Here is a 23,206-nt window from a genome sequence, read left to right on the forward strand (position 1 = left end):
CGCCGGGGGTGATTTTAGCCGGCATCCATTGAATTATCAAAAATCACTGGATCCCGGCTTCGAACCCCGCTTCCCCCGCTTCCCCCGGCATAGAGCATGCCGAGGGCGGGCGCGAGGGCGGGCGCGGGGGAGCCGCGCCGGGATAAAAAAAACAAGAACATCGATACTCTTTTTTGAGTTTTTTTCCATGGGATTAGACAGCCTGAGCAGGTACCAATATCCATATGTGGGAATTTTACTGGGAGGAAGCATGAGGAAACATAAATTCCTATCCAAGCTGGGTTGGTTGGGTTTATTTTTACTTGTGGCATGGGCTTGCATAGGGGGCGCCTCAACCCCTTTCTCGACCATGACGGCCATTCCGCCGACAGCAACGGCCGCTCCCGGCGCAACGGCCCGGCAGGGAGCGGCGGAAACCTCTTCGGCTTCCCTTGATCCGTTCGTCGAACAGCGAGTGACGGAGCTCCTCGCGCAGATGACCCTGGAAGAAAAGATCGGCCAGATGACCCAGCTTGCGAACCAGGATCCGTCGCAGGGTTGGCGGCTTCGTGACCCGCAAGTGGCGAAAGAAGCGCTGCTCGGCGGCGCCTTGGCCGGCGGCGACGGCAATCCGGCCGGAGCCAACACCGCCGAGAACTGGTACGCGATGGTGGAAGCCTATCAGCGGGCGGCACTCTCGACCCGCCTGGGCATTCCGCTCCTGTTCGGGATCGACGCCATGCACGGCAATGCGCACATGACCGGGACGACGATCTTCCCGCACAACGTCGGCCTGGGCGCCACGCGCAACCCGGAACTGATCCGGCAGGTGTGCCAAGTGACCGCGGCCGAGATGAACGCCGCGGGCCTGCGTTGGACCTTCGCCCCGGTCGTCGCCGTCCCGCAAGACGTGCGCTGGGGCCGGACCTACGAGGGCTACGGAGAAGATACCGGACTGGTCGGCCAACTCGGCGCGGCTTGCCTCACGGGATTGCAGGGCGTCGAACTGACCGATCCCAACACCGTCGCGGGAACCCCGAAGCACTTTTTGGGCGACGGCGGCACGGCCTACGGCAGTTCGACCCAAAATATCTATCGGCCGTTCCTGCTCGACCAAGGCGTGGTCATGCTCGACGACGAAGAGATCGAGGAGCTCTTCCTGCCGCCCTACGAGCAGGCCGTGCGCGGCGGCGCCCGGATCATCATGGTCTCCTATTCGAGCACGCAGTCCGGGGGCAAGATGCACGGCAACCGGCACTGGCTGACCGACGTCCTCAAGACCCGGCTCGGATTCACCGGCTTTATCGTTTCCGACTTCGACGGGATCGACCAGGTTGACTCAGACTACCGGTCGGCGCTCAAGCAGTCGATCAACGCCGGGATCGACATGGTGATGATGTCGGACGATTGGCGGGGATTCCAGTCCGACCTCCGGAGCCTTGTCCTGGGCGGCGAAGTTCCGCAACCTCGGATCGACGATGCCGTAAGAAGGATCCTGCGGGTTAAGTTCGAGATGGGCCTGTTCGAGAATCCGATGCCGCCTTCGGGAAAGTGGGAGAGCGTCGGGTGGGACGCCAACCGCGCCGTGGCCCGCCGGGCGGCGGCCGAATCGGCCGTCCTGCTCAAGACCGGCCCGGGCGTGCTGCCGATCGCGAAATCGGGCGAGACCGTCCTGCTCGCGGGCCGGGGCGCCGACGATATCGGCTTGGCCTCCGGCGGTTGGACCCTGACTTGGCAGGGCCAGCCCGGAAATGTGACCGCTGGCACCACGCTTATGGAAGCTTTGGAGGATCAGCTCGGCGGAAGCCTTTCCTACAGCCCGGACGCCGGCTTCTCCGGAGGCACCCGCGCCGACATCGGCATCGTCGTGGTTGCGGAGCCGCCTTACGCCGAGGGGGTCGGCGATTCCGCCGATCTCCGGCTTCCCACCGATGAGCTGGCCCTTATCCCGAGAATGAAGCCGCTGGTCCGGCGCCTGATCGTGGTGATTTATTCGGGCAGGCCGGTGCTGCTCGGCGGCATCGGCAATCAGGCCGACGCGGTCATCGCCGCCTGGCTGCCCGGAACCGAGGCCGGCACGGGCTTGGCGGACGTCCTCCTGGGCGAAAAGGATTTCACGGGCACCACGCCATATACGTGGCCGAAGACTCCGAACGACGCGCCGCGCTTTGGGAAGGCCGCCTGCGAAGGCGCCGTTTACCCGTACGGCTACGGCCTCCGATCCGACGGCGGCTTGTTGGGGTCGGCCGCCTGCTCCGCCGCCGATGGAGCCAAGGCGGCCGGATCCAACCTGGCTCTCCGCAAACCGGTCCGGGCTTCGTCCATCCAGCAGGATCCGGCGCTCCCCGATCCGGTAGCGCCGGAATACGCCGTGGACGGCGATACCGGCACGCGCTGGTCGAGCGCCTACGCCGATCCGCAGTGGATCCAGGTGGATCTGGGCGACGTGCACGAAATCGGCCGGGTAGTACTCCATTGGGAGGCGGCCTACGCCTCCGCGTTCCAGATCCAGGTTTCCGATGACGGCGCCGCCTGGACGACGGTCTATTCCACCGACTTGGGATACGGCGGGGTCGATGATCTGGCGGTCTCCGGCCGCGGGCGTTATATCCGCATCTACGGCACCGCGCGGGGGACGCCGTACGGCTACTCGCTGTGGGAGTTCGAGGTGTACGGGCCTGCATAGGTAGATCCGGCCGGAGCATGTTGCCCCGGGACCAGCAAGGGCGGGGAGGGGTAATGCCATCCCATCCTACCTCCCCCCAGAAGGATATTTTTCTTGTAAGAATATTTTCCCCTCCTCCCTTCCCGTATCGCGGGAAGGGAGGAGGGGGCAGGGGGAGGCAGGATGGGATGGTCTCTCTCCTCCGCTCCGCGTTTTTCCACTGATAGAAGGCAGGGAGGAGGGGGCGGGAGCGGAGGGATGGGATGGTACAATGTGGCCGCAGTTGACCGGGCCGTTTCAGAACTCACTTCACGCTTTTCGTTTATAATGCCCGCACCCAGGGGGCCTCTTTGAAACTCACTCACTCACTCACTCACTCACTCGTAACGGCAATCCGGTTGTCCGTTTTTTCGCAGATCCGCCGCCGCTCGGAGAGAATGGGATTCTCCGCCGGCGGTTTTGCATTAAATTCCGCAAGCGGCGGCGGGAATAATTCCGGCGCTGAAGGGAGGATGACATGAGAAAAGGCATGCTGACGGACGGGGCTGCGAGCAACATGGCTGAGGCGGCGATTTCGATGCCGGTGGTTCTGCTGGTGCTGATGTTCACGATCAACATCGCGCTCGCCTCCTACACCGCCATCGCGGCGGCCGGCGCGGTGAACTACGGGGCGCGGATCGGGGCGGTCACCCGCGAACAGCCCGAGCAGTGGGCCAAGGCGGCGGTGGAGAAGGCCTGGGGGCAATCCGGCGCGGGCGGCAGCTTCGCCTACTCGGTGCTGGTCAGCGAGCGGCCGGACGGGGTGGTGCTGGTGACGGGCAACTGGAGCTATCCGTCGGTCCTATCCGGGCTGTGCCGCTACTTCGACGGCTCGTGCCCGCTGAACTTCCAGGGGACGGTTGCGGCGATGTACCGGAAGGAGGGATACTGAGATGCGGATGCGAAGGGAGAGAGGCGCGACGCTGGCGCTGTACGCCGCGTTCCTGGTCCTGGTCGGCCTGCCGCTGATGGCGCTGACGGTCGATGCGAGCCGGGCGTACCTGGCGAACGTGCGGCTGCGGGGGGCGACCCAGGCGGGTTGCCTGGCGTACGTGAGGTCGCTCGATGCGGCGCATTTCATAGACACCGGGGAGACGCGCCTTTCCGGATCCGCCGCGGGGAACGCCTACCAGGTGTTCCTGCCCTCGGCTCCGCGGGGGGCGACGCTGGAGATCGTGCCGATGGAGAAGGACGGGCGGGTGGTGGCGCTGTGCACGGGGAAGTTGGAGTTCCACGGGATCATTCCGGTCGTCTCGGTGTTCCACCTGAAATCGGAGGCGGCGGCGAAGGCGGATTTCGCTACGGCGAGGAACTGGTAAGGCGGGTTTGCGCGAGCGCGGAATCCGTGCTTGAATGTCCGGGCAGAGAAAAAACCTCTTGGCCATAAAAGGCACAAAGAGCACAAAATGAAAAAATATATATCTGCTCAGCCTATCCCTCATCCGCCCTTCGGGCACCTTCTCCCAGCCCCACAACCGCGGAAAAAAAAGAATGTACTTATTCAAAGCCATCCATCTCGAGAGATGGGCTGGGAGAAGGATGGGATGAGGGGGTAATATCGGAGCGCGTATTTCTGCGCTTCTTCCTATCCATGAAGCAGGCTGAGAAGATACAAAAATATATATTTTCTGTTCTTCTAGTGGCAAGGCAGGCGGGGAGTCGGAGAAATATCCTCGTAGGGAATAAAATAATTGGGGCACAAGAAGTACAAAGAACGGAAAAGAATTGGGATATCATTATGTCCTTTGTGTCATTTGTGGCAAGAATAGCAAGGGGGCCAGGCCGGAATAATTCCTGGATGCCCGCTGAGATCACGCGGGCATGACGATCTTCTACTCGCAAAGGCAGTTGTCGCAACGATGAAAAAAAACACAAAAGTCGGACGGTGTTCCTCAACAAGCCAAGAATGTTTTCTTTCCTGAGAGAGGGAATAATCATGAAATCTGTAAAGCTGGAAATTTGGACCTTGCTCTTAACGGTTGCGCTTGCAGCCTGCGAAGGGTCGGCGGGCACCGGCGGGGTGACGGTTCTCGCAAGCGGCGGAACGCTCGCGCCAACGCGCACTACCCATTTGACGTGGACCCCCACCCGGACGCTGACCCCGACCATCTCCCCGACCGCAACCCAGGTGCCGGATCTGGAGATCGTCAACGCGCGGCTGCTCGACAACCGGTATACCCTGACCGGAGGGATATTTTTTCTCGGAAAGATACGGAATAACACAAGCACGCCCATGCTATTGCCGGCGCGGGAAATCGCGTTTACTTTCTATTTTGAGGATTACCAGACATTCGGGGATATATTTTGGCATGACACGGTGGGTCCTCTCGGAGTGATGCCGGGGATTTTTGGGCAATCGGGCCCACAATCAAACTGTGTTCTATATCCCCATGAAGAAGGTGTTATCTTCTTTAGGCGTTTGCTTCTGGAGAAATTGGATGGATTTGCCGCGGTACGGGAAGAATTAGACGAATATGACGGACCTTTGGGGATGACATACACATACACCAGTACCTACTCCCCGGCGCCGGAAATGCCGGATTATTATCATCCAAGTGTGGAAAACCTGGAATACAGAATCGACGGCGGGGTTATATATTTTGAATATGACATTTCTGTGCCGGCGCCGAAGAAAAAAGGGACGGATAGAGGAATGGTTATGGGGTTTTTAATATTGTATGATAAAAACGGCGATGTGCTCAATGTGTTATATCATGATATTAGATCATTTCTCCCGTATGAAGCTCCATATGATCACTTGGTTCATATGCTTGGACAGGCGCCGGGAGGCGATGTCCCCTTTCAGTGGTACCGACTCATGGAATTTACCAAAGAGGATTTGGAAAAAGTTGACCATGTGGAAATGTTTTTTGAACTTCAGTATGAAGGCATTTGCTTTGAAAAACGCTATATATAGATTGTGTTGCGATTATATCACTTTATTGCGCTCGTATAGGAGGAGTAGGCTATGAGAAAAATCATAACAGCAACTTTGAGTATTTTGATTGGAGTTTGCTGCCACTTGTTAGTTGAGGAAGAGGTGGCGAAGGCTCAAGGGATTGATTATTGTAAAAAACCCGAAATAAAAATTACGGACCCCTTTTTAGAAGGATACTGGGATTATTCCGCTACAAAGGACGGCCCAGCATTCGTCCTGGACTACTACCAGGATCCCGGCCTGACCGGCGTCGATATCACGGTGACGATCCAGACCGCGCAATTAACAGCCACCTATTGGAAATGGGAAGACGTCTGCCAGCCGTATGAGGAATACCATGAAGGTGAGGAAGCTTGTACGTATGACGGTGAGCCGATGCCGGGCTTCGATTATGCCTACATCACGCGGACTTGCGTTCAACAGCCGCCGGAAAAAACCTATCGCTCAATTATTCCGAGTTCGCTTTACATCTGGTTGGATTTGTCACTTCAAACAAGAGACCTTCTTGGACCAGGCCCTTATTTTGGCGGCTCGAAGACTCCCGTCCTCAGGTACCTCTATCCGGATCAGTGGGCTGTTATTGTTGCCCGGCCGGGAGATATGATCATCGTCGAAGGGCCCGGTTTTTCGAATCCCGAAGACGTCACCGACTTTTTGAAGAAGAATAAGGATTACCTTGTCCTGGAATCCGACACTAAATCCTATCTCGTCGGCACGCGGATGCCCTTATCGTACTGGAGTATGATGAAATATCCGGCGATCGCGCTGGTTAATAACGGCAATTGCGTTGCCGGCCAAAACCGGACCGGGATGGACGCCGGGATGACTGCCCTCGCCGGCGGAGAGGGAATCTGCGTCTTCGAGAAAAAAGCATTTTTCAACAATGCGCTGAACGAATACAAAATCACAATGAGGGGGATCCCACTGGATTTGCCAGGGGAATGGTACATCGGAGTGAGTTTCTGGATGGAATCCGCGACCTTCGACCGCGGCAACGGCCGCGAACCGGACGTGCCGGAGGAGATCCTCGCCGTATCGTCCGAGGATCAAGAAAGGCGGTATTCCTTCGAAAGTTACATCATCCGCTCGGCACCGTGCAATCCGCAGGAGCCTGGAAGCTGTTGGGATCCGGAAGGGGGGGAGTAGGATCCATGCAGGTGAGCGGCGATCTCTCCTCCTGGAACTGATAAGAAGGGCAGTCCCCTTTTTGTAGACAATGCTTTGCAGTCGTTTGATCGTCATTCGCGCGTGTTTTTGGCGGGAATCCAGAGTGGTGGGAGAATGGATCCCCGGAAACTCCACCTCTTGTTTCCAAGAGCAGGCGCGGGCAACTGTTCCCCGTGAAGCGACGGGCGACGATCCGGAGAATCCCTTTTACTCGTTTTACAAAACCCTGTTTCTTAAGTATGAGGGGCGTAAGTGCGATCTAGCCGTGATATCCGTCCCCCTCCTCTTTCCTCCCCCGTTAGCCAAAGAACAAAACCGCTAACGGGGGAGGAGGAATGGGACGGGCCGGCCGGCAACAATCCCGCAATAATTGCGTTTTTTCCAAAGGGGGTAGAATTACACTCATGGAGAACGGAATCCTGACGGATGGAGCCGGGCCATGCCGCGCACGGTGAAAATTGCCCCTTCGATCCTGGCCGCCGATTTCCTGAACCTCGGGGATCAGGTCTCGCAGGCGCTGGCCGCCGGCGCGGAATTCATCCACATGGACGTGATGGACGGCCAGTTCGTGCCGAACATCTCCGTCGGACCGCTGGTGGTGGAAGCGCTGGCGCCGATGGTGCACGCGGCCGGCGCCGTCGTCGACGTCCACCTGATGATCGACGAGCCGGAGCGGTTCGTCCCCGCCTTCGCCCTGGCGGGCGCCGACATCATCACCATCCAGGTGGAAGCCTCCAAGGACGTGATCGGCACGCTCAAGGCGATCCGCACCCACAAGGCGCGCCCCGGGCTGACCCTGCGGCCGAAGACCCCCCTGCTTTCGATCCAGGCCGCCATGGCCCACGCGGATCTGGTGCTGGTGATGTCGGTCGAACCCGGGTTCGGCGGGCAGAAGTTCCTGCCGGAGAGTCCGGCGCGGGTGCGCCGGATCCGCGAGTGGCTGGACGCCGCCGGATCGGACGCCGAGCTGGAAGTGGACGGGGGAATCAACACGGAGACGGCGCCGCTCCTGGCGGAAGCCGGGGCCAGCGTGCTGGTGGCCGGAGTATCCGTCTTCCGGGCGGGTGTTCCCATCGGCGAGGCCGTCCGCTCCCTGCGCGAGGCGGCCAACCGCGCCGCCCGAAAAGCATGACCGCCCGTTCCCGGCCCGCTCCCGCCCCCTTCGGCAAAAGCCTGAACGAACTCTTGGATTCCCTCGGCAAGCTGGTGGAAAAATCCGCCAGCGTGCGGGTGATCGAAAGCCTGTTGCCGGACCTGCTCGAGGCGGCGCGGACATTCAGCGGCATGCCCTCGGCGGCGATCTACCTCACCGGAGACGGCGGGGAAGTGCTGCACCTGATGTCGGAGGCGGGCGTCCTCGAAGGGCCGGAGGAGCGCCGTCGCCGCCTGATTTCCGGGGAACTCACAACCGGGCGCGCCTACCAATCCCGCCGGATGATCGCCGTCGAAGACGGCGCCGACGAGCCCGTCCTGGGGGAGCAGTTGCGTTGCCTGGGGATGAAATCTCAAGTCAGCCTGCCGCTGATCTCGGGCGGGCAGATCCTCGGCGTGCTGGACCTGAACGACACCCGGCCCCGCCGGTTTTCGCCCGAGGAGACGGCCTGGCTGCAATCCTTGGCCGGGCACATCGCGGTGCTGCTGTTCGGATCGCGGCTGTTCGTGCAGTCGCAGACGGCGAACGTACAGCTCACGCGCTTCTACGAGTTCGGCAGCCGGATCATCACCGCCACCACCTTCCCCCAGGCGCTGGAGCTCACCGCCAAGTACGCCCTGATGGCGACCACCGCCCATTCGGCGATCGTTCACCTGATCGATCCGGAGGGCGGCGTCTCGCTTTGCTACGGCATCGACAATCAAGGCGCCGAGATCCTCAACGAGGGCCTTCCCCACCCCGAATCCCTGTTGGCGGACATCCTCGCCGGCGGCGCGCCGAAAGTTTTGAACGCGGACGAGCTGGCGGCGCCTGAGGAGCGGGAATTCCTGCGCGAGAGCGGGGTGGTCACCCTGGTCGGCCTGCCGCTGAAGATCCGCAACCAAGTGACCGGCATGCTTTCGGTCCGTTATTCCCTGCCGCACACCTTTTCGCAGGCGGAGATGGACGGGCTGACGCTGTACGCGGTCCAGGCGGCCGGGACGATCGAGCGCCTGCGCCTGCTCGAGGAAAGCCGCCAGCGCGAATCCGACCTGCGGATGATCGTCGACATGGCCCGGGTGGTCACCTCGACCCTCGACCTGGAGGAACTGCTGCAGCAGATCGCGGTGCTCTTGGTGTGGACGGCGCGGATGGACGCCTGCGTGATCTCCTCGGTCGACGCCGAACACAGCCAGGTGCGGACCCTGGCGGCTTATTCCGCCTTCGGGGAGCGCGCCGACCGGGAATTCGGCGCGGGCTATTCGCTGGCGGATTCGCCGGTGACGGCCCAGGTGCTGAAGGGCAGCGATCCGATGCTGGTGCGGATCGACGATCCGCAAACCCATCCGAGCGAGGCCGCCGTTCTGCGGAAGCTGCACTACGGCGCGGTGTTGATGATCCCGCTGTGGGCGGGGGGCAAGGCGCTCGGCCTGCTGCGCCTCTTCAGCCGCCAGAACGACCGCTCATTCTCCGCCCTCGAGCTGCAGCGCCTGCGGGTTCCCGCCGAGCAGGCCGCCCTGGCGCTGGTCAACGCGCGGCTGTACGAGAGCGAACACCAGCAGAGGATTCTGGCCGAAACTCTGCGCGACATCGGGCTGATCCTATCCGGCTCGCTGCGCGCGGGCACCATTTTGGAAACCCTGCTCGAGCAGATCGGGCGGGTGGTCCCCTTCGACAGCGCCAACGTGATGCTGCTGCAGGGCGACAGGGTGCGAGTCGCCTCGCACCGCGGCTACGAGCGGTTCGGGCTGACGGAGTGGATTTCACGGCTGGACCTGCCGATCGAGCGCCTGACGGGCATCCACCACATGGCCCAATCCCGCCATCCGCATTTCGTGCCCGACGTCCAGGCCGATTCGACCTGGCAGTCGATCGGCCCGACTTGGCACGTGGGATCGTGGGTCGGCGCGCCGCTGGTGACAGGCGAGCAGCTGCTCGGATTCCTCTCGATGGACAAAGCCGAGCGCGGATACTACTCCGCCGATCACGCCGGCCGCCTGGAGAGCCTGGCCGGCCACGCGGCGTTGGCGCTCCTGAACGCGCTGACCTTCGGCGAGGTGGAGCAGGCCTCGATCACCGATTTCGTCACCGGCACCTACAACCGGCGCTACTTCCACGAACAGCTGCAATTGGAGATCGACCGCGCGCGCCGGATCGGGTATCCGGTTTCTCTGCTGATCTTCGACATCGACCACTTCAAACAGGTCAACGACACCTACGGGCATCCGGCCGGCGACCGGGTGCTGCAGATGGTGGCGCGGCGGATCAAAGACGAACTGCGCGCGGTGGACATTCTGGCGCGCTACGGCGGCGAGGAGTTCGCGGTGATTCTGCCCGGCACCCCCGGCAGTTCGCTGGCCGGGGTCGGCGAGCGCCTGCGCCAGGCGATCGCGATGCCGCCCTTCACGGTGGAAGAGCGGTCGATCGCGATCACGGTCTCGGCCGGCGGGGCGACCTTCCCCGACGACGCCAACGACGGCCACCGCCTGGTGGACGAGGCTGACCGCTGGCTGTACGACGCCAAGCAATCCGGCCGCAACCGCACCCGGGTGCCCGCGCCGATGGCTTGGCCGTACTCCGGGGCGGAAGCCAAGCTTAAAGAAGAAACGGATAAGGTTAAATCCGATTCCGAGGATAAGCAAGAGGGATAAAAAGATTTTTTACCGCAAAGCCGCGAAGCGCGCCAAGATTTTTTTAACTCTTCCTGCCAAGATGCTGAAAAAGGCCGGTCGAGCCCCGCCCCTCTTCGCGGAGCGAGGCCGGGGTAGCCCGCGTTCTATGCGGGCGAGACCGCAATAGTCGTCGGTGGTTTCGCTTCGCCCCGGTAAACCGCCCGGGCTACCCCGGCCCGCCCACCGGGGACGGGCTCTGCGGTGGAAGGGTCTTCACGCCTAATCCGACGAGCGCGGCGACTGGTAATTCGGCGCCTCCTTGGTGATCATCACGTCGTGCGGGTGGCTTTCGATCAGGCCGGCGTGCGAAATTTTCACCAAGCGGGTTTTGTCCTGCAGGTCCGCGATCGAGGCCGCGCCGGCGTAGCCCATTCCCGAGCGCAGTCCGCCGACCAGCTGGTAGATGTAGTCCGGCAGCTTCCCCTTGTAGGCGACCATCCCCTCGATGCCCTCGGGAACGAGCTTCCCGCTTACGCCGCTTTCGCCCTGGGCGGTGGCGTAGCGGTCGCGGCCGTATCCCTGCATCGCACCCAGACTGCCCATGCCGCGGTGCTCCTTGAAGCGCCGGCCCTCGTAGAGCACGACCTCGCCGGGGGATTCCTCCAGCCCGGCCAGAAGGGCGCCGAGCATCACGACGCTCGCGCCGGCCACCAGCGCCTTGACGATGTCGCCGCTGTACTTGATCCCGCCGTCGGCGATGATTGGGATCCCGCGCGGGCGGGCGGCCCGCGCGCAATGGTAGATGGCCGACATCTGCGGCATCCCCGCGCCGGCGATGATGCGGGTGGTGCAGATCGATCCGGCGCCCACGCCGACCTTGACCGCGTCGGCGCCGGCGTCGATCAGCGCCTCGGTCCCCTCGGCGGTGACGACGTTCCCGGCCGACACTGCCAGGGCGGGCCATTTCTTTTTAATCCGGGCGACGGCCTGCAGCACGCCTTGGGAGTGCCCGTGGGCGGTGTCGATCGCCACCAGGTCCACCCCGGCGTCCACCAGCGCGCCCACCCGCAGCTCCAGATCCGCCCCCACGCCCACCGCCGCCCCCACCTGCAGCCTGCCTTGCGAGTCGACGGTGGCGTTCGGATAGTCCTTCTTCTTCTGAATGTCCTTGACGGTGATCAACCCCTTCAGCACGCCGCCTGAATCCACGAGCGGGAGTTTTTCAATCCGGTGCTTCTGCAGGATGGATTTGGCCTGTTCGAGGGTGGTGCCGACCGGGGCCGTCACCAGCTTATCGCTGGTCATGAAATGGCGCACCGGGTTTTGAAAATCCTTCGTCTCCAAGAAGCGGATGTCGCGGTTGGTGAGGATTCCCACCAGTTTGCCGCCCCCGCGCTTTTCGGTGATCGGGATGCCGCTGATGTGGTATCCGGCCATCAGTTCCTCGGCTTCGGAAAGCGGGGCGTCGGGCGGAAGGGTGATCGGGTCGGTGATCATCCCGGATTCCGAGCGTTTGACCTTGTCGACGTAGCCGGCCTGGGTTTCGATCGGCAGGTTGCGGTGGATGATTCCCAAGCCGCCTTCGCGGGCCAGGGCGATCCCCATCCGAACCTCCGTCACGGTGTCCATCGCGGCCGAGACGATCGGGATGTTGAGCGGGATGCCGCGGGTGAGCCGGGCGCGGACGTCGGTCTGGTCCGGAAGGACAGAGGTGTAGCCGGGGACGATCAGCAGATCGTCGAAGGTCAGCGCTTCGTGGGATTGGAACAGCTCTTCGTTCATGCGCCTCCTGCCTCACCCCACCCCACCCCTTCCCCCTCCCCTCTCCTGCGACTACCGCAGGAGAGGGGAGGGGGCTGAGGGGAGGGGCGAGGAACGTTAATGCCGGAAGTGCCGCACGCCGGTGACGACCATCGCCATCCCGGCCGCGTCGGCCGCGGCGGCGGCTTCCCCGTCGCGCACCGATCCGCCGGGATGGACGGCCGCGGTGATGCCGGCCTCCGCGGCCACCTGGACCGAATCCGGGAAGGGGAAAAAGGCGTCAGAAGCCATCACCGCCCCCTGGGCTCTTTCCCCCGCGCGCTGGGCGGCGATGCGGACGCAATCCACGCGGTTCGGCTGGCCGCCGCCGATGCCGACCGTCGCCTCGCCGTGGGCGAAGACGATCGCGTTGGAGCGCACGAACCGGCAGGCCTTCCAGGCGAAACGCAGGTCGGCGAGCTCTTCGGCGGTCGGGGCGCGCTTGCTGACCGTCTTCCAATCCGGATTTCCGGGCGGATCGCCGAAATCCGAGGCCTGCATCAGCAGGCCGCGCGTCACCGAGCGGATTTCGAAGGCCGGCTCGATGACCGTATCCGGCATCTCCAGCACGCGGCAGTTCTTGCGCTTGGCGAGCAGCTCGCGGGCTTCGGCGGAGAATCCCGGCGCGATAAAGCACTCGAGGAACACCCTGCCGGCCGCCTTGACGGCGGCTCCGTCGACGGGCCGGTTGGCCGCGACCACGGCTCCGTACGCCGAGACCGGATCCGAAGCGAGCGCCGCGCGGAAGGCGTCGGCGAGCGAATCGGCGCTGGCGATTCCGCAAGGCGAAACTTGCTTGACGATCACCACGCTCGGACGCTCGTACGAGACGGCCGCCCGCCAGGCGCAATCGAGATCCAGCATGTTGGTGAAGGAAAGCTCCCTGCCCTGGAGGATTTTTCCTCCCAGGGGGCCGGTTCCGGATTTGTGGGCGTACAGCGCGGCGGTCTGGTGGGGATTTTCCCCGTAGCGCAGCTTCTGCTGGAACGGGGCGAAGACCCGCAGCGGCGCCTCTTCCTCCCCCGCCAAGTAGGCGTTGATCGCCGCGTCGTATTCCGCGGTGTGCCCGAAGCCCTTCACCGCGAGCCGGCGGCGCATCGCCTCGTCCGCCGATCCGGCGCGCAACGCTTCCAGGATGGAGTCGTAATCGGCCGGGTCGCAGCACAGGATCACCCGGCGGTGGTTCTTGGCCGCCGCGCGGATGAGGGTCACCCCGCCGATGTCGATGTTTTCGATCGCCTCGTCGAGCGTCACGCCGGGCCGGGCGACTGTTTGCTGGAACGGGTAGAGGTTGCAGGCCACCAGGTCGATGTAATCCCAGCCGAGCCGCTTCAGTTCCCCGAGGTCCACTTCGGTGCCGCGGGCGAGCAGTCCGCCGTGAATCGCCGGATGGAGCGTTTTCACCCGCCCGCCGAGGATCTCCGGCGAGCCGGTGTAATCGGCGACTTCGGTGACGGGAAGACCGCTTTCGCGCAGCAACTTGGCCGTCCCGCCCGAGGCGATCAGGGTCCATTGCAGCGCCCGCAGGCCGCGCGCGAAATCCACCAGCCCGGTTTTGTCGTGAACGGAGAGGATCGCTTTCGGCATGAGTTCCCTTTCTTGATCCTTTCTCGCCTCCTTCCCGCGTCCCCTTCCCCCTCTCCTGACTTATGTCAGGAGAGGGGGAAGGGGTTGGGGTTAGGGGTGAGGATGGGAGATCGCTTCCCGGATGGCCGCCACCAGCAGGCGGTGCTCGACGGCGTGGATCCGGGCTTCGAGCGTTTCGAGCGTGTCCTCCGGCAGGATCGGGACTTCCTCACGGGCCAGGACCGGCCCGCTGTCCACCCCCTCGTCGGGAACCAGGTGGACCATCACGCCGGTATTCTTGATCTGGCCGCGTCCGAAGGCCTCGAAGGCGCGCTCGATGGCATGGGTTCCGGGGAAAGCGCCCGGCAGGGCGGGGTGCAGGTTCATGATCCGGCCCGGGAAGCGGTTCACGAAATTGGAGGACAGCACCCGCATCCAGCCGGCCAGGATCACCCAATCCGGTTTGTGCGCGGCGACCAGGTCCGCGAGTTCCGAATCGTACTCGCGGCGGTCCTGCTCCTTCGGCCGGGATTTGACGAGCGCCGGGATTCCGGCCCGCCGCGCGCGCTCCAAGCCGTAGGCGCCGCTTTTGTTCGAGACGACCGCCGCGACCTGCGCCGCAAGCCCGCCGTTGCGGCAGGAGTCGAGGATCGCCTGCAGGTTGGTGCCGCTGCCGGAAATGAGAACGACAAGACGGGCTTTTTCGGGCATGGCAATCCTCTTTCCTCACCCCCCTTCCCCGGCCCCTCCCCCCTCTCCTGATGTACATCAGGAGAGGGGGGAGGGGCCGGGGAAGGGGGGTGAGGCTAATGATGGAATAACCGTATTCCGGTAAACACCATCGTCATCCCGTATTCGTTGCAGGCCCGGATGACGTCGTCGTCGCGGTTGGAGCCGCCGGGCTGAAGCACGTACCGCACGCCGCTCTGCGAGGCCCGGTCGATCGAATCGCGGAACGGGAAGAAGGCGTCGGACCCGAGCACCACGTCTTGCATCCCGTCCAGCCACTTGCGTTTTTCCTCCGCCGTCAGCGGGCGGGGGGTGTCGGTGAAGAGATCCTTCCAGCCGGTCTTCTCGGCCTGGGTGACGTCGCCGCGCAGGTACTGGTCGATGGCGTTGTCGCGGTCCGGCCGCTTGACCCCGGGCGCGAACGGCAGCGCAAGCACCGCCGGGTGCTGGCGCAAGCGCCACAGGTCGGCTTTGACCCCCGCCAAGCGGGTGCAATGGATGCGCGACTGCTGGCCCGCGCCGACGCCGATCACCTGGCCGTCGGCGGCGAAGCAGACCGAATTCGACTGCGTGAATTTCAGCGCGATCCACGAAACCAGCATGTCGCGCACCGCGCTTTCCGGGAGGTCCTTCTTTGCGGTGACGATGTTGGCGAAATCCGCGGACGTCGCCGCCCGGTCGTTGCGGCGCTGTTCGAGGGTGACGCCGAAAACCTCGCGGCGCTCGAGCGGATCCGGGACGAAAGCGGGATCCATACACAGGACGGCGTACTTGCCGGATTTCTTGGCGGACAGGATCTTGAGCGCCTCGGGATCGTAGGCGGGCGCGATGACTCCGTCGCTCACCTCGCGGCCGATCAGCCGGGCGGTGGCGACGTCGACCGGATCCGAAAGCGCGATCCAATCCCCGAAGGAAGAGAGGCGGTCCGTCCCGCGGGCGCGGGCGTAGGCGGCGGCGAGGGGCGAGAGCTCGAAGTCGTCGACCCAGCAAGCTTTGCGCAGCGCCTCCGGAAGCGGCAGGCCGAGCGCCGCCCCGGACGGGCTGACGTGCTTGAAGGAAGCCGCGGCAGGCAGGCCGGCGGCCTGTTTGAGCTCAGCCACCAATTGCCAGGAGTTGAGTGCGTCGAGCAGGTTGATGTAGCCGGGCGCGCCGTTCAGGACTTCGAAGGGCAAATCGCCCTTGGCGGCGAACGCCCGGGCGGGGGTTTGATGGGGATTGGCGCCGTAGCGCAGGACGATTTCCTTGGCCACAGTTTTTTCTCCAATCAGGACGTCAATCGGACGGCCTGTTCGCCCGCGACCAGCCGGCCGACGATCCAGGTTTCCTCCGGAATCGCGCCGCGGACCCGCTCGGCGTCTTCGGCCGAGGCCACCACCAGCATCCCGATCCCCATGTTGAACACCCGGTGCATCTCGGCCGGGGGAATCTCCCCCTTTTGCTGGATGAGGGTGAAGAGCGGAGGAACGGGCCACGACCCCAGCTTGACCTCGGCGCCGATCCCCTGCGGGAAGACGCGGATCGGATTTTCAATCCACGCCCCGCCGGTGAGGTGGGCCAGCGCCTTGACGGGGGAATCCCCGGAATCGATAAGCGGCTTGATCAGCGGCAGGTAGGAGCGGTGGGGGGCGAGCAAGGCGTCCGCCAGCGGAACGCCGAGCTCCGGAAGGACCGCATCGAGCGGCGTGGTTTCGAAGACCTTGCGGATCAGCGAATAGCCGTTGGTGTGCGGCCCGCTGGAGCGGATGCCGATCAGCACGTCGCCCTCCCGCAGGTCCTTGCGCGGGAGGATCTTTTCGCGGTCGACCGCTCCGACGATCGTCCCGGCGACGTCGAACTCGCCGGGAAGGTAGACGCCGGGCATCTCGGCCGTCTCGCCGCCGATCAGCGCGCAGCCCGATTCGCGGCAGGCCTTGGCCATCCCGCCGACCACGTCGGCGATGATCTCCGGATTCAACTTGGAGGAGGCGAAATAATCCAGAAAGAACAGCGGTCGAGCGCCCTGGACCAGGATGTCGTTGATGCAGTGGTTGACGATATCCTCCCCGAGGGAGGAACAGCGGCCGATGCCGGCCGCGAGCTTAACCTTGGTGCCGACCCCGTCGGTCGATCCGACCAGGACGGGGGCCTTCATCGCGCGCAGGATTTTCTCGGCGTCGAACAGCCCGCCGAAGGCGCCGATGCCGGCCAGCACTTCCGGAGTGTAGGTGGATTTAACCGCGGCGGTCATCATTTCCACCGCCCGGTACTTGACGTCCATGTCGACTCCGGCGGCGGCGTACTCGGAGATGTTCTTTCCGGGAGAGGTCGGTTTAGGCATTGAGGATCCCCGTCACGGCGCGGCGGCCGATGTCTTTGCGGTAGTGCATGCCGTCGAAGCGGATCGGGCCGACGGCCGTGTAAGCCGATTTTAACGCCTGCTCTATGTTTTCCCCCCAGCCGGTCACGCACAGGACCCGCCCGCCGGCGGTGACCGTTTGGCCGTCCTGGGTTTTCGTCCCGGCGTGGAACACGAACGAGTTCGGGCGGCTTTCCTCGAGCCCGGAGATCGGACAGCCCACGGCGTATTTGCCCGGATAGCCTTTCGAAGCGAGGACGACGCAGGCGGCCGCGCCTTTGCTCCAGCGGATGGCCACATCCTTGAGTTTCCCCACGGCGCAGGCCGCCAGGATTTCCAGCAAATCGCTTTCCAGGAGCGGCAGGATCACCTGCACCTCGGGATCTCCGAAGCGGCAGTTGAATTCGATGACTTTGGGCCCGTCGGAGGTGAGCATCAAACCGCCGTAGAGGACTCCCGCGAAGGGGCGGCCTTCCTCGCGCAGGCCGTCGACGGCGGCCTGGAGGACGTCGCGGGCGATTTTTTCGGCCATCGCCGGCGCGCAAACCGGAACCGGGGCGTAGGCGCCCATGCCGCCGGTGTTCGGGCCGCGGTCGCGGTCGAACACGCGCTTGTGGTCCTGCGCCGGAACGGTGGATTGGATCGTGACGCCGTCGGTGAAGGCGAACAAAGAGACTTCCGGCCCGGAGAGTTTCTCCTCCAGCACGACCCTCTCGCCCGCTCCGCCGAAGATTTTCTCCACCATGATCTGGTGCAGAGCCGCTTCGGCTTGGGCGGGGTTTTCGGGGAGGATCACGCCCTTCCCGGCGGCCAGGCCGTCGGCCTTGATCACCACCGGCCGTTCCAGATCCCGGACATAGGCCAGCGCCTTTTCGTACTCGCGGAAAACGGAGAACTTGGCGCTGGGGATGTGGCGCCGGGCCATGAATTCCTTGGCAAAGACCTTCGAGCTTTCGATTTCCGCGGCGGTGCGCGAAGGGCCGAAGACGGCGAACCCCTTGGCGCGCAGAGTATCCGCCAGGCCGGCGGCCAGCGGCGCCTCGGGGCCGATCACCGCCAGGTCGATTTTGCGCTCGAGGGCCGCGGCGGCGAGCCCCTCGCCGTCCATCGCGTCGACGGGCAGGTTGGCGATTACCGCGCCCTCCGCCCGCAATCCGGCGGTGCCGGCGTTGCCGGGCGCGATGTAGAGCGCCTTGAGCTGCGGGGATTGCGCCAGCTTCCACGCCAGCGCGTGCTCCCTTCCCCCCGAACCGACCAGTAAAACCTTCATGCCGCGCTCCTTGTGCGGAAACAGGATCCCGCCCCCGGAGTTCGCCGCAGGGGCGGGATCATGGCGTTCCGCAGCCGCAGGGATGGACAGCGCGCGGTCGGGGGAAAAAGGTATGGAACGGTTTGGATCAAACAGGGCATGGCGCGCCGCCTTTGAAAAGAAAGGATCCTCCGGCCCGGAGTGGGGCCGTTGAGGAAAAAGCGACCCGATCGATTCCAAAGGAAATTCAGAACGGAGAACCGAGGGGGCGGAAAATTCCCCGCCGCTTTTGGGAATTGTACCATAAACCCCTCATCTCCCTCGCAAACGCGTTCGGCCGAGGGGCCGCCGGCCTCCCATGCTTCAGGGGAATGGTCCCCATCCCTTCTCCCGGCGTTAGCTGGGAGAAGGGGGCGAATGCGATGAGCCAAATCCGGATGTCACCCGAAACGCACCAGCCAGAACTTGGCATCCTTCGCCGGATGCAGCGCGCCCCAAAGCGCGTCCGGCAGGAAGACGTCCGCCTTGCAGTACTTGCAGCGCACGATGCGAGCGTCCTGCGCCGTGACCTGCAGATTGCCGCCGCATTGCGGGCACGCGAGGGCGATCGGCTTCCGGGATTGCGCGGCTTCGTCGGCGGCCTGCCCCGGCCTGCCTTCGGATTCGCGTTCGGCGAAAAAAATCTGCTTGGCGGCGGGGACGCCTTCGCGAAGCCAATCCGGAGGCGGAAAGGTCGGCGACGTGCGGCCGCACTGTTTGCAGGTGATCACGCCGTCGGTCCCATCCGGGATTCCGGATAAAACCCAATTGGTTTGGCATGTGGGGCAGGCGGGATCCGGCGGGGGCAGTTTGACGCTCTTGCACTTCAACGTCAGTTCCCCCATGACGGTCGAAGTATTCCCGCCCCCCGGCTCCAGGTCCGCGTAGCCGTTGAGGTATTCCCCTAAAAGGTCATGCCAAGTCCGGGGGGCGATCGCGATTTCCTTCCGGCACGAGGGGCAGGCGAGTCGGCGCAGGGGGCCGTTGAAGGGCGCCGGATTTCCGCAATGCGGGCAGTCGGCGATCACTTGAAAGATTCCGAAGCGGCGCTTTTTTCCCATGAAGGGCCTCCTGAATTCGGTTTTGCGGTGCTGAAAAAAGTGCGGATCAGGCGATTGACCCTTCGAATCCGGTTTTGGCCTGTTCGGGCTCCACGTCGAGCGGGTATTTGCCGGTGTAGCACGCGTTGCAATAGCCGGCGGCGCGGCCGATGGCGCGCATCATGCCGTCCAGCGAGAGGAAGTGGAGCGTGTCGGCGCCGATATGGCGGCGGATCTGCTCGACGGTCATGCGGTGGGCGATCAGCTCTTCGCGGGTGCCGAAATCCACGCCCATGAAGCAGGGGCTGACGATCGGCGGGCAGGTGATCCGCAGGTGCACTTCGCGCGCGCCGGCCTCGCGCAGCAGGCGCAGCAGCGGCCCGGAGGTGTTGCCGCGCACGATGCTGTCGTCGATCACCGCCACCCGCTTTTCGCGCAGGTTTTCCTCCAGGGCGTTGAATTTCATCGCCACGCCCTGCTTGCGCAGGGAGTCGGTCGGCTCGATGAAGGTCCGCCCAATGTAGCGGTTCTTGATGAAGCCGTCGTTGTAGGGGATGCCGCTTTCGCGCGCGAAGCCGATCGCCGCCGGGATCGAGGAATCCGGAACCGGGATGACCACGTCCGCCTTGACCGGCGCCTCGCGGGCCAGCTCGGCCCCCAGGCGCTGGCGCACGTGGTGGACGCTGCGGCCGTCCCAGACCGAATCCGGGCGGGAGAAGTAGATGTGCTCGAAGGTGCACAGCGCCGAGGGGGCGGCCGGCGGGAGGGCCTGGAGGACGGATAGCGCGGTGTTGCTCAGGCGGATCACCTCGCCCGGCTTCACCTCGCGGATCGCTTCGCAGCCGATGGTGCGCAAGGCGCAGGACTCGGACGCGGCGGCGTGCCCGCCGCTGGGCAGGCGGCCGACCGAGAGCGGGCGGAACCCCCACGGATCGCGGACGGCGAACACGCCCTCGCGGGTGAGCAGGACAAGCGAATAGGCCCCGCGCCAGAGCGGCATCGCGGCGCGGATGCGCTGTTCCCAGGTTCCGCCCTCGGCCCCGGCGAGGGTCAGCGTGATCACTTCGCTGTCGCTCGACGACATCAGGCCCACGCCCTTCTGCAGGAGTTCGCGCCGCAGGGCGAAGGTGTTGACCAAGTTTCCGTTGTGGGCGCTGGCCAGCGGCCCGTAGCGGGTTTCGATCAGAAAGGGCTGGGCGTTGCGCTGGACCGACGAGCCGGTGGTGGAATAGCGGGTGTGGCCGATCGCGAAGCGGCCGCAGAGGGCGCGCAGGTTTTCCGGCGTGAAGACCTGCGAGACCAGGCCGGTGTCTTTGTGCAGGCGGGCGGTTTTGCCGTCGCAGACCGCGATGCCGGCCGCCTCCTGCCCGCGGTGCTGGAGGGCGAAGAGGGCGAAGTAGGCCATGCTGGCGACGTCCTCGCTGGGGGCGAAGACTCCGACGATCCCGCACTCCTCGGCGGGACGGTCCTCGAAAGTGGTCTCATTTTTCATGCGCGATGCTTTCTTCCGCCCGCGGGATTCCCGCCGGAAAAAGGAAGGACACGAAGAGGCGCTTCCGCCTTCGTGTCCCGCCTTGTGGTCGCGAACGGATGCCGCTTGTTAATTCTACACCCCTGCGGTTCCCAAGGAGCGGTCATCGGCGACGACCTTCCCGGCTTGCTCCTTCTGGAAGGCGGACACTTTCGCCGCCAGCGCCGAATCCGCCAGGCCGAGGATCTTGGCCGCCAGCAGCGCGGCGTTGGCCGGATCCAAGACGACGGCAGGAGCGACGCCGGAGGGCATGCGCAGGGAGGAGAGGATGTCGCCGCCGCCGAAGGCTTCGCTCGGGGGCGGGCAGGCGATCACCGGCGCGCGCACCTGGCCGTCGGCGAAGGCCGAGAGCGCATTGCTGCGCCCGGCGACGGTGACGTAGACCTTCGGGCGCGGATCGGATTCATACTCGCGGAGGAGATCCGTCACGTGCTGAGGGGTCTTATGGGCCGAACCAACCCGCAGGACCGTTTCCAGCCCGAAGGCGCGGGCCGCGTCGGCGATCTTGCGGGCGTGCTCTTCGTCGGCTTTCGAACCCATCAGAATGACGATCAGCGCGTTGGGCATGGTTGGCTCCATAGAGGGAGACCCCCTCCTTTGTCCTTCCCCGTTAAGCCGCCGCCTGGAAGGTCCCCCAGGCGGCGGCTTAACGGGGGAGGGAAGGGAGGGGGAGGATTCACAGTATCCCCGCCCGTTTGAGGTTTTCGATGATCCGCGGCTCGGCCGGGTAGGGCGCCGGCTCGAAGTCTTGGCCGGTGAGCATTTCGAAAATCGAGATATAGCGCTGGCTGGCGGCCACCCAGACCTCGTCCGGGAGAACCGGCGGTTCGCCCTCTCCGCGATAGCCCTGCTCGGCGTAGGCCAGACGCACGAGTTCCTTGTCGTAGTTCTCCGGTTCCTCGCCGGCCGCAAACCGTTCGGCGTAGGATTCTGCCTTCCAGAAGCGGGAGGAATCCGGCGTGTGGACCTCGTCGATCAGCATCACCTTGCCCTCGGGCGAGAGGCCCATCTCGTATTTGGTGTCGACCAGGATCAGGCCGGCCTTGGCGGCCACCTCCTGGCCGCGGCGGAAGACTGCCAGCGCGGCGGCGGAGACTTGCTCCCAAGCCGCGGCATCCAGCAAGCCGCGTTCGACCACCTCGGCGTTGGTCAGCCGCTCGTCGTGCGCGCCCGCCTCGCCCTTGGTGGTGGGGGTGAGGATCGGCTCGGGCAGCGATTGGTTTTTCTTCAACCCGTCGGGAAAGCGGTAGCCGTAAATCTCGCGTTCCCCCAGGGAATAGCGGTACCACAGCGCGGTGGCGGTCACGCCGGTGATGTAGCCGCGGACGACGATCTCCACCGGGAAGCGCCGCACGGAGCGGGCGACGACGGCGTTCGGATCGGGGACGGCGATCATCTGGTTGTCGATCAGGTCGCGGGTGACGTCGAACCACCAGGCCGAGAGCTGGTTGAGCACTTGGCCCTTGTAGGGAACGCGGGCGAGGATCCGGTCGAAGGCCGAGAGCCGGTCGGTGGTGACGAACAGCTTTTTCCCGCCCTCGAGCGAATACCAATCGCGGACTTTTCCGGAGCAGCGTTCGTTCAGCGGCAGACGGGTTTCCCCAAGCGCCAGGGGCAGGGCGGCGCGGATCTGGTCGGTGGAGATCATGGAAGGCTTCCCGCGAGCGCGCGGAGGGCGCGGCGGCCGGAGCCGGAGAGCAGAGCCGCGGCGGCGGCTTTGAGTAAATCGACGAGGAGGAAGGGCGCCACTCCGGCGGCCCATCCCGCCGCGGCGTCCCCGTGCAGGAAAAACACGGTCAGCCAGGCTGCGCCGACGGAATACAGGGCGAGGATTCCCGCCGCGCCGGCCAGGAACTCGGCGCCGGGCAGGCGGCCGCGGGCGCGCTCGGCGACCCATCCGGCGGCGAAGGCGCCGCAGACGAAACCGGCCAGGTAGCCGGCGGTGGGCGAAGCCCACACCGCGGGGCCGAGGGCGCGCGCGTCGAGCGGCAGTCCGGCGGTGATTGCGGCCAGGTAGGCGAGCTGGCTGAGCGCGCCGTCCCGCGGCCCGAGGACCAGCCCGGCCAGCAGGACGACCAGCACTTGCAGAGTCGCCGGGACGGGCGTGAAGGGCAGGTTGACGGTGACGCGGGCCGAGACCGCGCTCAGCGCGGCGAATGCGCCGATGGCCGCGATGCGCGCCAGGGCGCGGGAAGAGAGAAGCGTTCTGGGTTTGGAAAGAAGCATGATTTCTCCAAGGCGACAATGATCAACCAATTATAAGACAAGTGGGGGAATTGCCGGGCGGGGGTATTATTGCCCATCCGGTGCCGATCCCTTCCCTCGCTTCGTTCGGGACAGGCGGCCGCCCTTACGGGGCGCTTCGGGATGATATGCTGCGGGTGT

18 protein-coding genes are annotated in these 23,206 nt (G+C 64.4%); 7 read left to right on the forward strand and 11 right to left on the reverse strand.

The features are described from left to right. The first annotated feature begins 250 nt into the window (after positions 1 to 250). From JW929_09820 to JW929_09850, 7 genes are all read left to right on the forward strand, one after another. Positions 251 to 2,665 carry a glycoside hydrolase family 3 C-terminal domain-containing protein gene (locus JW929_09820; GenBank protein ID MBN1439695.1) on the forward strand — a complete coding sequence of 805 codons (2,415 nt, stop codon included), beginning with the start codon at positions 251 to 253 and terminating at the stop codon, positions 2,663 to 2,665. 496 nt (positions 2,666 to 3,161) lie between these two features. Further along, positions 3,162 to 3,575: a pilus assembly protein gene (locus JW929_09825; GenBank protein ID MBN1439696.1), complete on the forward strand. Its 414-nt coding sequence runs from the start codon at positions 3,162 to 3,164 to the stop codon at positions 3,573 to 3,575. Position 3,576: 1 nt separating this feature from the next. Further along, on the forward strand, positions 3,577 to 4,002 hold the full coding sequence (locus JW929_09830; protein ID MBN1439697.1) for a hypothetical protein: 426 nt from the start codon (positions 3,577 to 3,579) through the stop codon (positions 4,000 to 4,002). Between the two features lie 617 nt (positions 4,003 to 4,619). Further along, positions 4,620 to 5,600, forward strand: a complete 981-nt coding sequence (locus JW929_09835; protein ID MBN1439698.1) for a hypothetical protein — start codon at positions 4,620 to 4,622, stop codon at positions 5,598 to 5,600. Positions 5,601 to 5,651: 51 nt separating this feature from the next. Further along, the gene (locus JW929_09840) at positions 5,652 to 6,767 is read left to right on the forward strand and encodes a hypothetical protein (GenBank protein ID MBN1439699.1); all 1,116 of its coding nucleotides are present in this window, start codon (positions 5,652 to 5,654) and stop codon (positions 6,765 to 6,767) included. 460 nt (positions 6,768 to 7,227) lie between these two features. After that, complete coding sequence (gene rpe / locus JW929_09845) at positions 7,228 to 7,920, forward strand: ribulose-phosphate 3-epimerase (GenBank protein ID MBN1439700.1); 693 nt, start codon at positions 7,228 to 7,230, stop codon at positions 7,918 to 7,920. Next, on the forward strand, positions 7,917 to 10,571 hold the full coding sequence (locus tag JW929_09850; protein ID MBN1439701.1) for a diguanylate cyclase: 2,655 nt from the start codon (positions 7,917 to 7,919) through the stop codon (positions 10,569 to 10,571). The genes rpe and JW929_09850 overlap by 4 nt, the downstream gene beginning before the upstream one ends. Before the next feature lie 240 nt (positions 10,572 to 10,811). On the opposite strand, the gene guaB is transcribed toward JW929_09850, so the two are convergent. From guaB to JW929_09905, 11 genes are all read right to left on the reverse strand, one after another. Beyond that, the gene (guaB, locus tag JW929_09855) at positions 10,812 to 12,314 is read right to left on the reverse strand and encodes an IMP dehydrogenase (protein ID MBN1439702.1); all 1,503 of its coding nucleotides are present in this window, start codon (positions 12,312 to 12,314) and stop codon (positions 10,812 to 10,814) included. A 96-nt stretch (positions 12,315 to 12,410) separates the two neighbouring features. Beyond that, entirely contained in the window at positions 12,411 to 13,919 is a 1,509-nt protein-coding gene (gene purH / locus JW929_09860; protein ID MBN1439703.1) for a bifunctional phosphoribosylaminoimidazolecarboxamide formyltransferase/IMP cyclohydrolase, read from the reverse strand. 90 nt (positions 13,920 to 14,009) lie between these two features. After that, a complete protein-coding gene (purN, locus tag JW929_09865; GenBank protein MBN1439704.1) occupies positions 14,010 to 14,609 on the reverse strand; it encodes a phosphoribosylglycinamide formyltransferase in 600 nt (199 codons plus the stop codon). A gap of 95 nt (positions 14,610 to 14,704) precedes the next feature. After that, entirely contained in the window at positions 14,705 to 15,877 is a 1,173-nt protein-coding gene (locus JW929_09870; GenBank protein MBN1439705.1) for a phosphoribosylaminoimidazolecarboxamide formyltransferase, read from the reverse strand. Between the two features lie 14 nt (positions 15,878 to 15,891). Next, positions 15,892 to 16,944 carry a phosphoribosylformylglycinamidine cyclo-ligase gene (locus JW929_09875; GenBank protein ID MBN1439706.1) on the reverse strand — a complete coding sequence of 351 codons (1,053 nt, stop codon included), beginning with the start codon at positions 16,942 to 16,944 and terminating at the stop codon, positions 15,892 to 15,894. After that, positions 16,937 to 18,232 (reverse strand): phosphoribosylamine--glycine ligase, encoded by a 1,296-nt coding sequence (gene purD / locus JW929_09880; protein MBN1439707.1) that lies wholly within the window; start codon positions 18,230 to 18,232, stop codon positions 16,937 to 16,939. Before purD ends, JW929_09875 begins: the two co-directional genes overlap by 8 nt. A gap of 419 nt (positions 18,233 to 18,651) precedes the next feature. Beyond that, complete coding sequence (locus JW929_09885) at positions 18,652 to 19,311, reverse strand: hypothetical protein (GenBank protein ID MBN1439708.1); 660 nt, start codon at positions 19,309 to 19,311, stop codon at positions 18,652 to 18,654. Positions 19,312 to 19,357: 46 nt separating this feature from the next. Beyond that, complete coding sequence (gene purF, locus JW929_09890) at positions 19,358 to 20,782, reverse strand: amidophosphoribosyltransferase (protein MBN1439709.1); 1,425 nt, start codon at positions 20,780 to 20,782, stop codon at positions 19,358 to 19,360. A 114-nt stretch (positions 20,783 to 20,896) separates the two neighbouring features. Then, positions 20,897 to 21,400 carry an AIR carboxylase family protein gene (locus tag JW929_09895; GenBank protein ID MBN1439710.1) on the reverse strand — a complete coding sequence of 168 codons (504 nt, stop codon included), beginning with the start codon at positions 21,398 to 21,400 and terminating at the stop codon, positions 20,897 to 20,899. A 97-nt stretch (positions 21,401 to 21,497) separates the two neighbouring features. Next, positions 21,498 to 22,469, reverse strand: coding sequence for a phosphoribosylaminoimidazolesuccinocarboxamide synthase (locus tag JW929_09900; GenBank protein MBN1439711.1), 972 nt, complete (start codon positions 22,467 to 22,469; stop codon positions 21,498 to 21,500). Next, positions 22,466 to 23,047, reverse strand: coding sequence for a biotin transporter BioY (locus tag JW929_09905; GenBank protein ID MBN1439712.1), 582 nt, complete (start codon positions 23,045 to 23,047; stop codon positions 22,466 to 22,468). Before JW929_09905 ends, JW929_09900 begins: the two co-directional genes overlap by 4 nt. Positions 23,048 to 23,206 lie beyond the last annotated feature (159 nt).

This window comes from Anaerolineales bacterium (assembly GCA_016928575.1).
Lineage (GTDB): Bacteria > Chloroflexota > Anaerolineae > Anaerolineales > RBG-16-64-43 > JAFGKK01.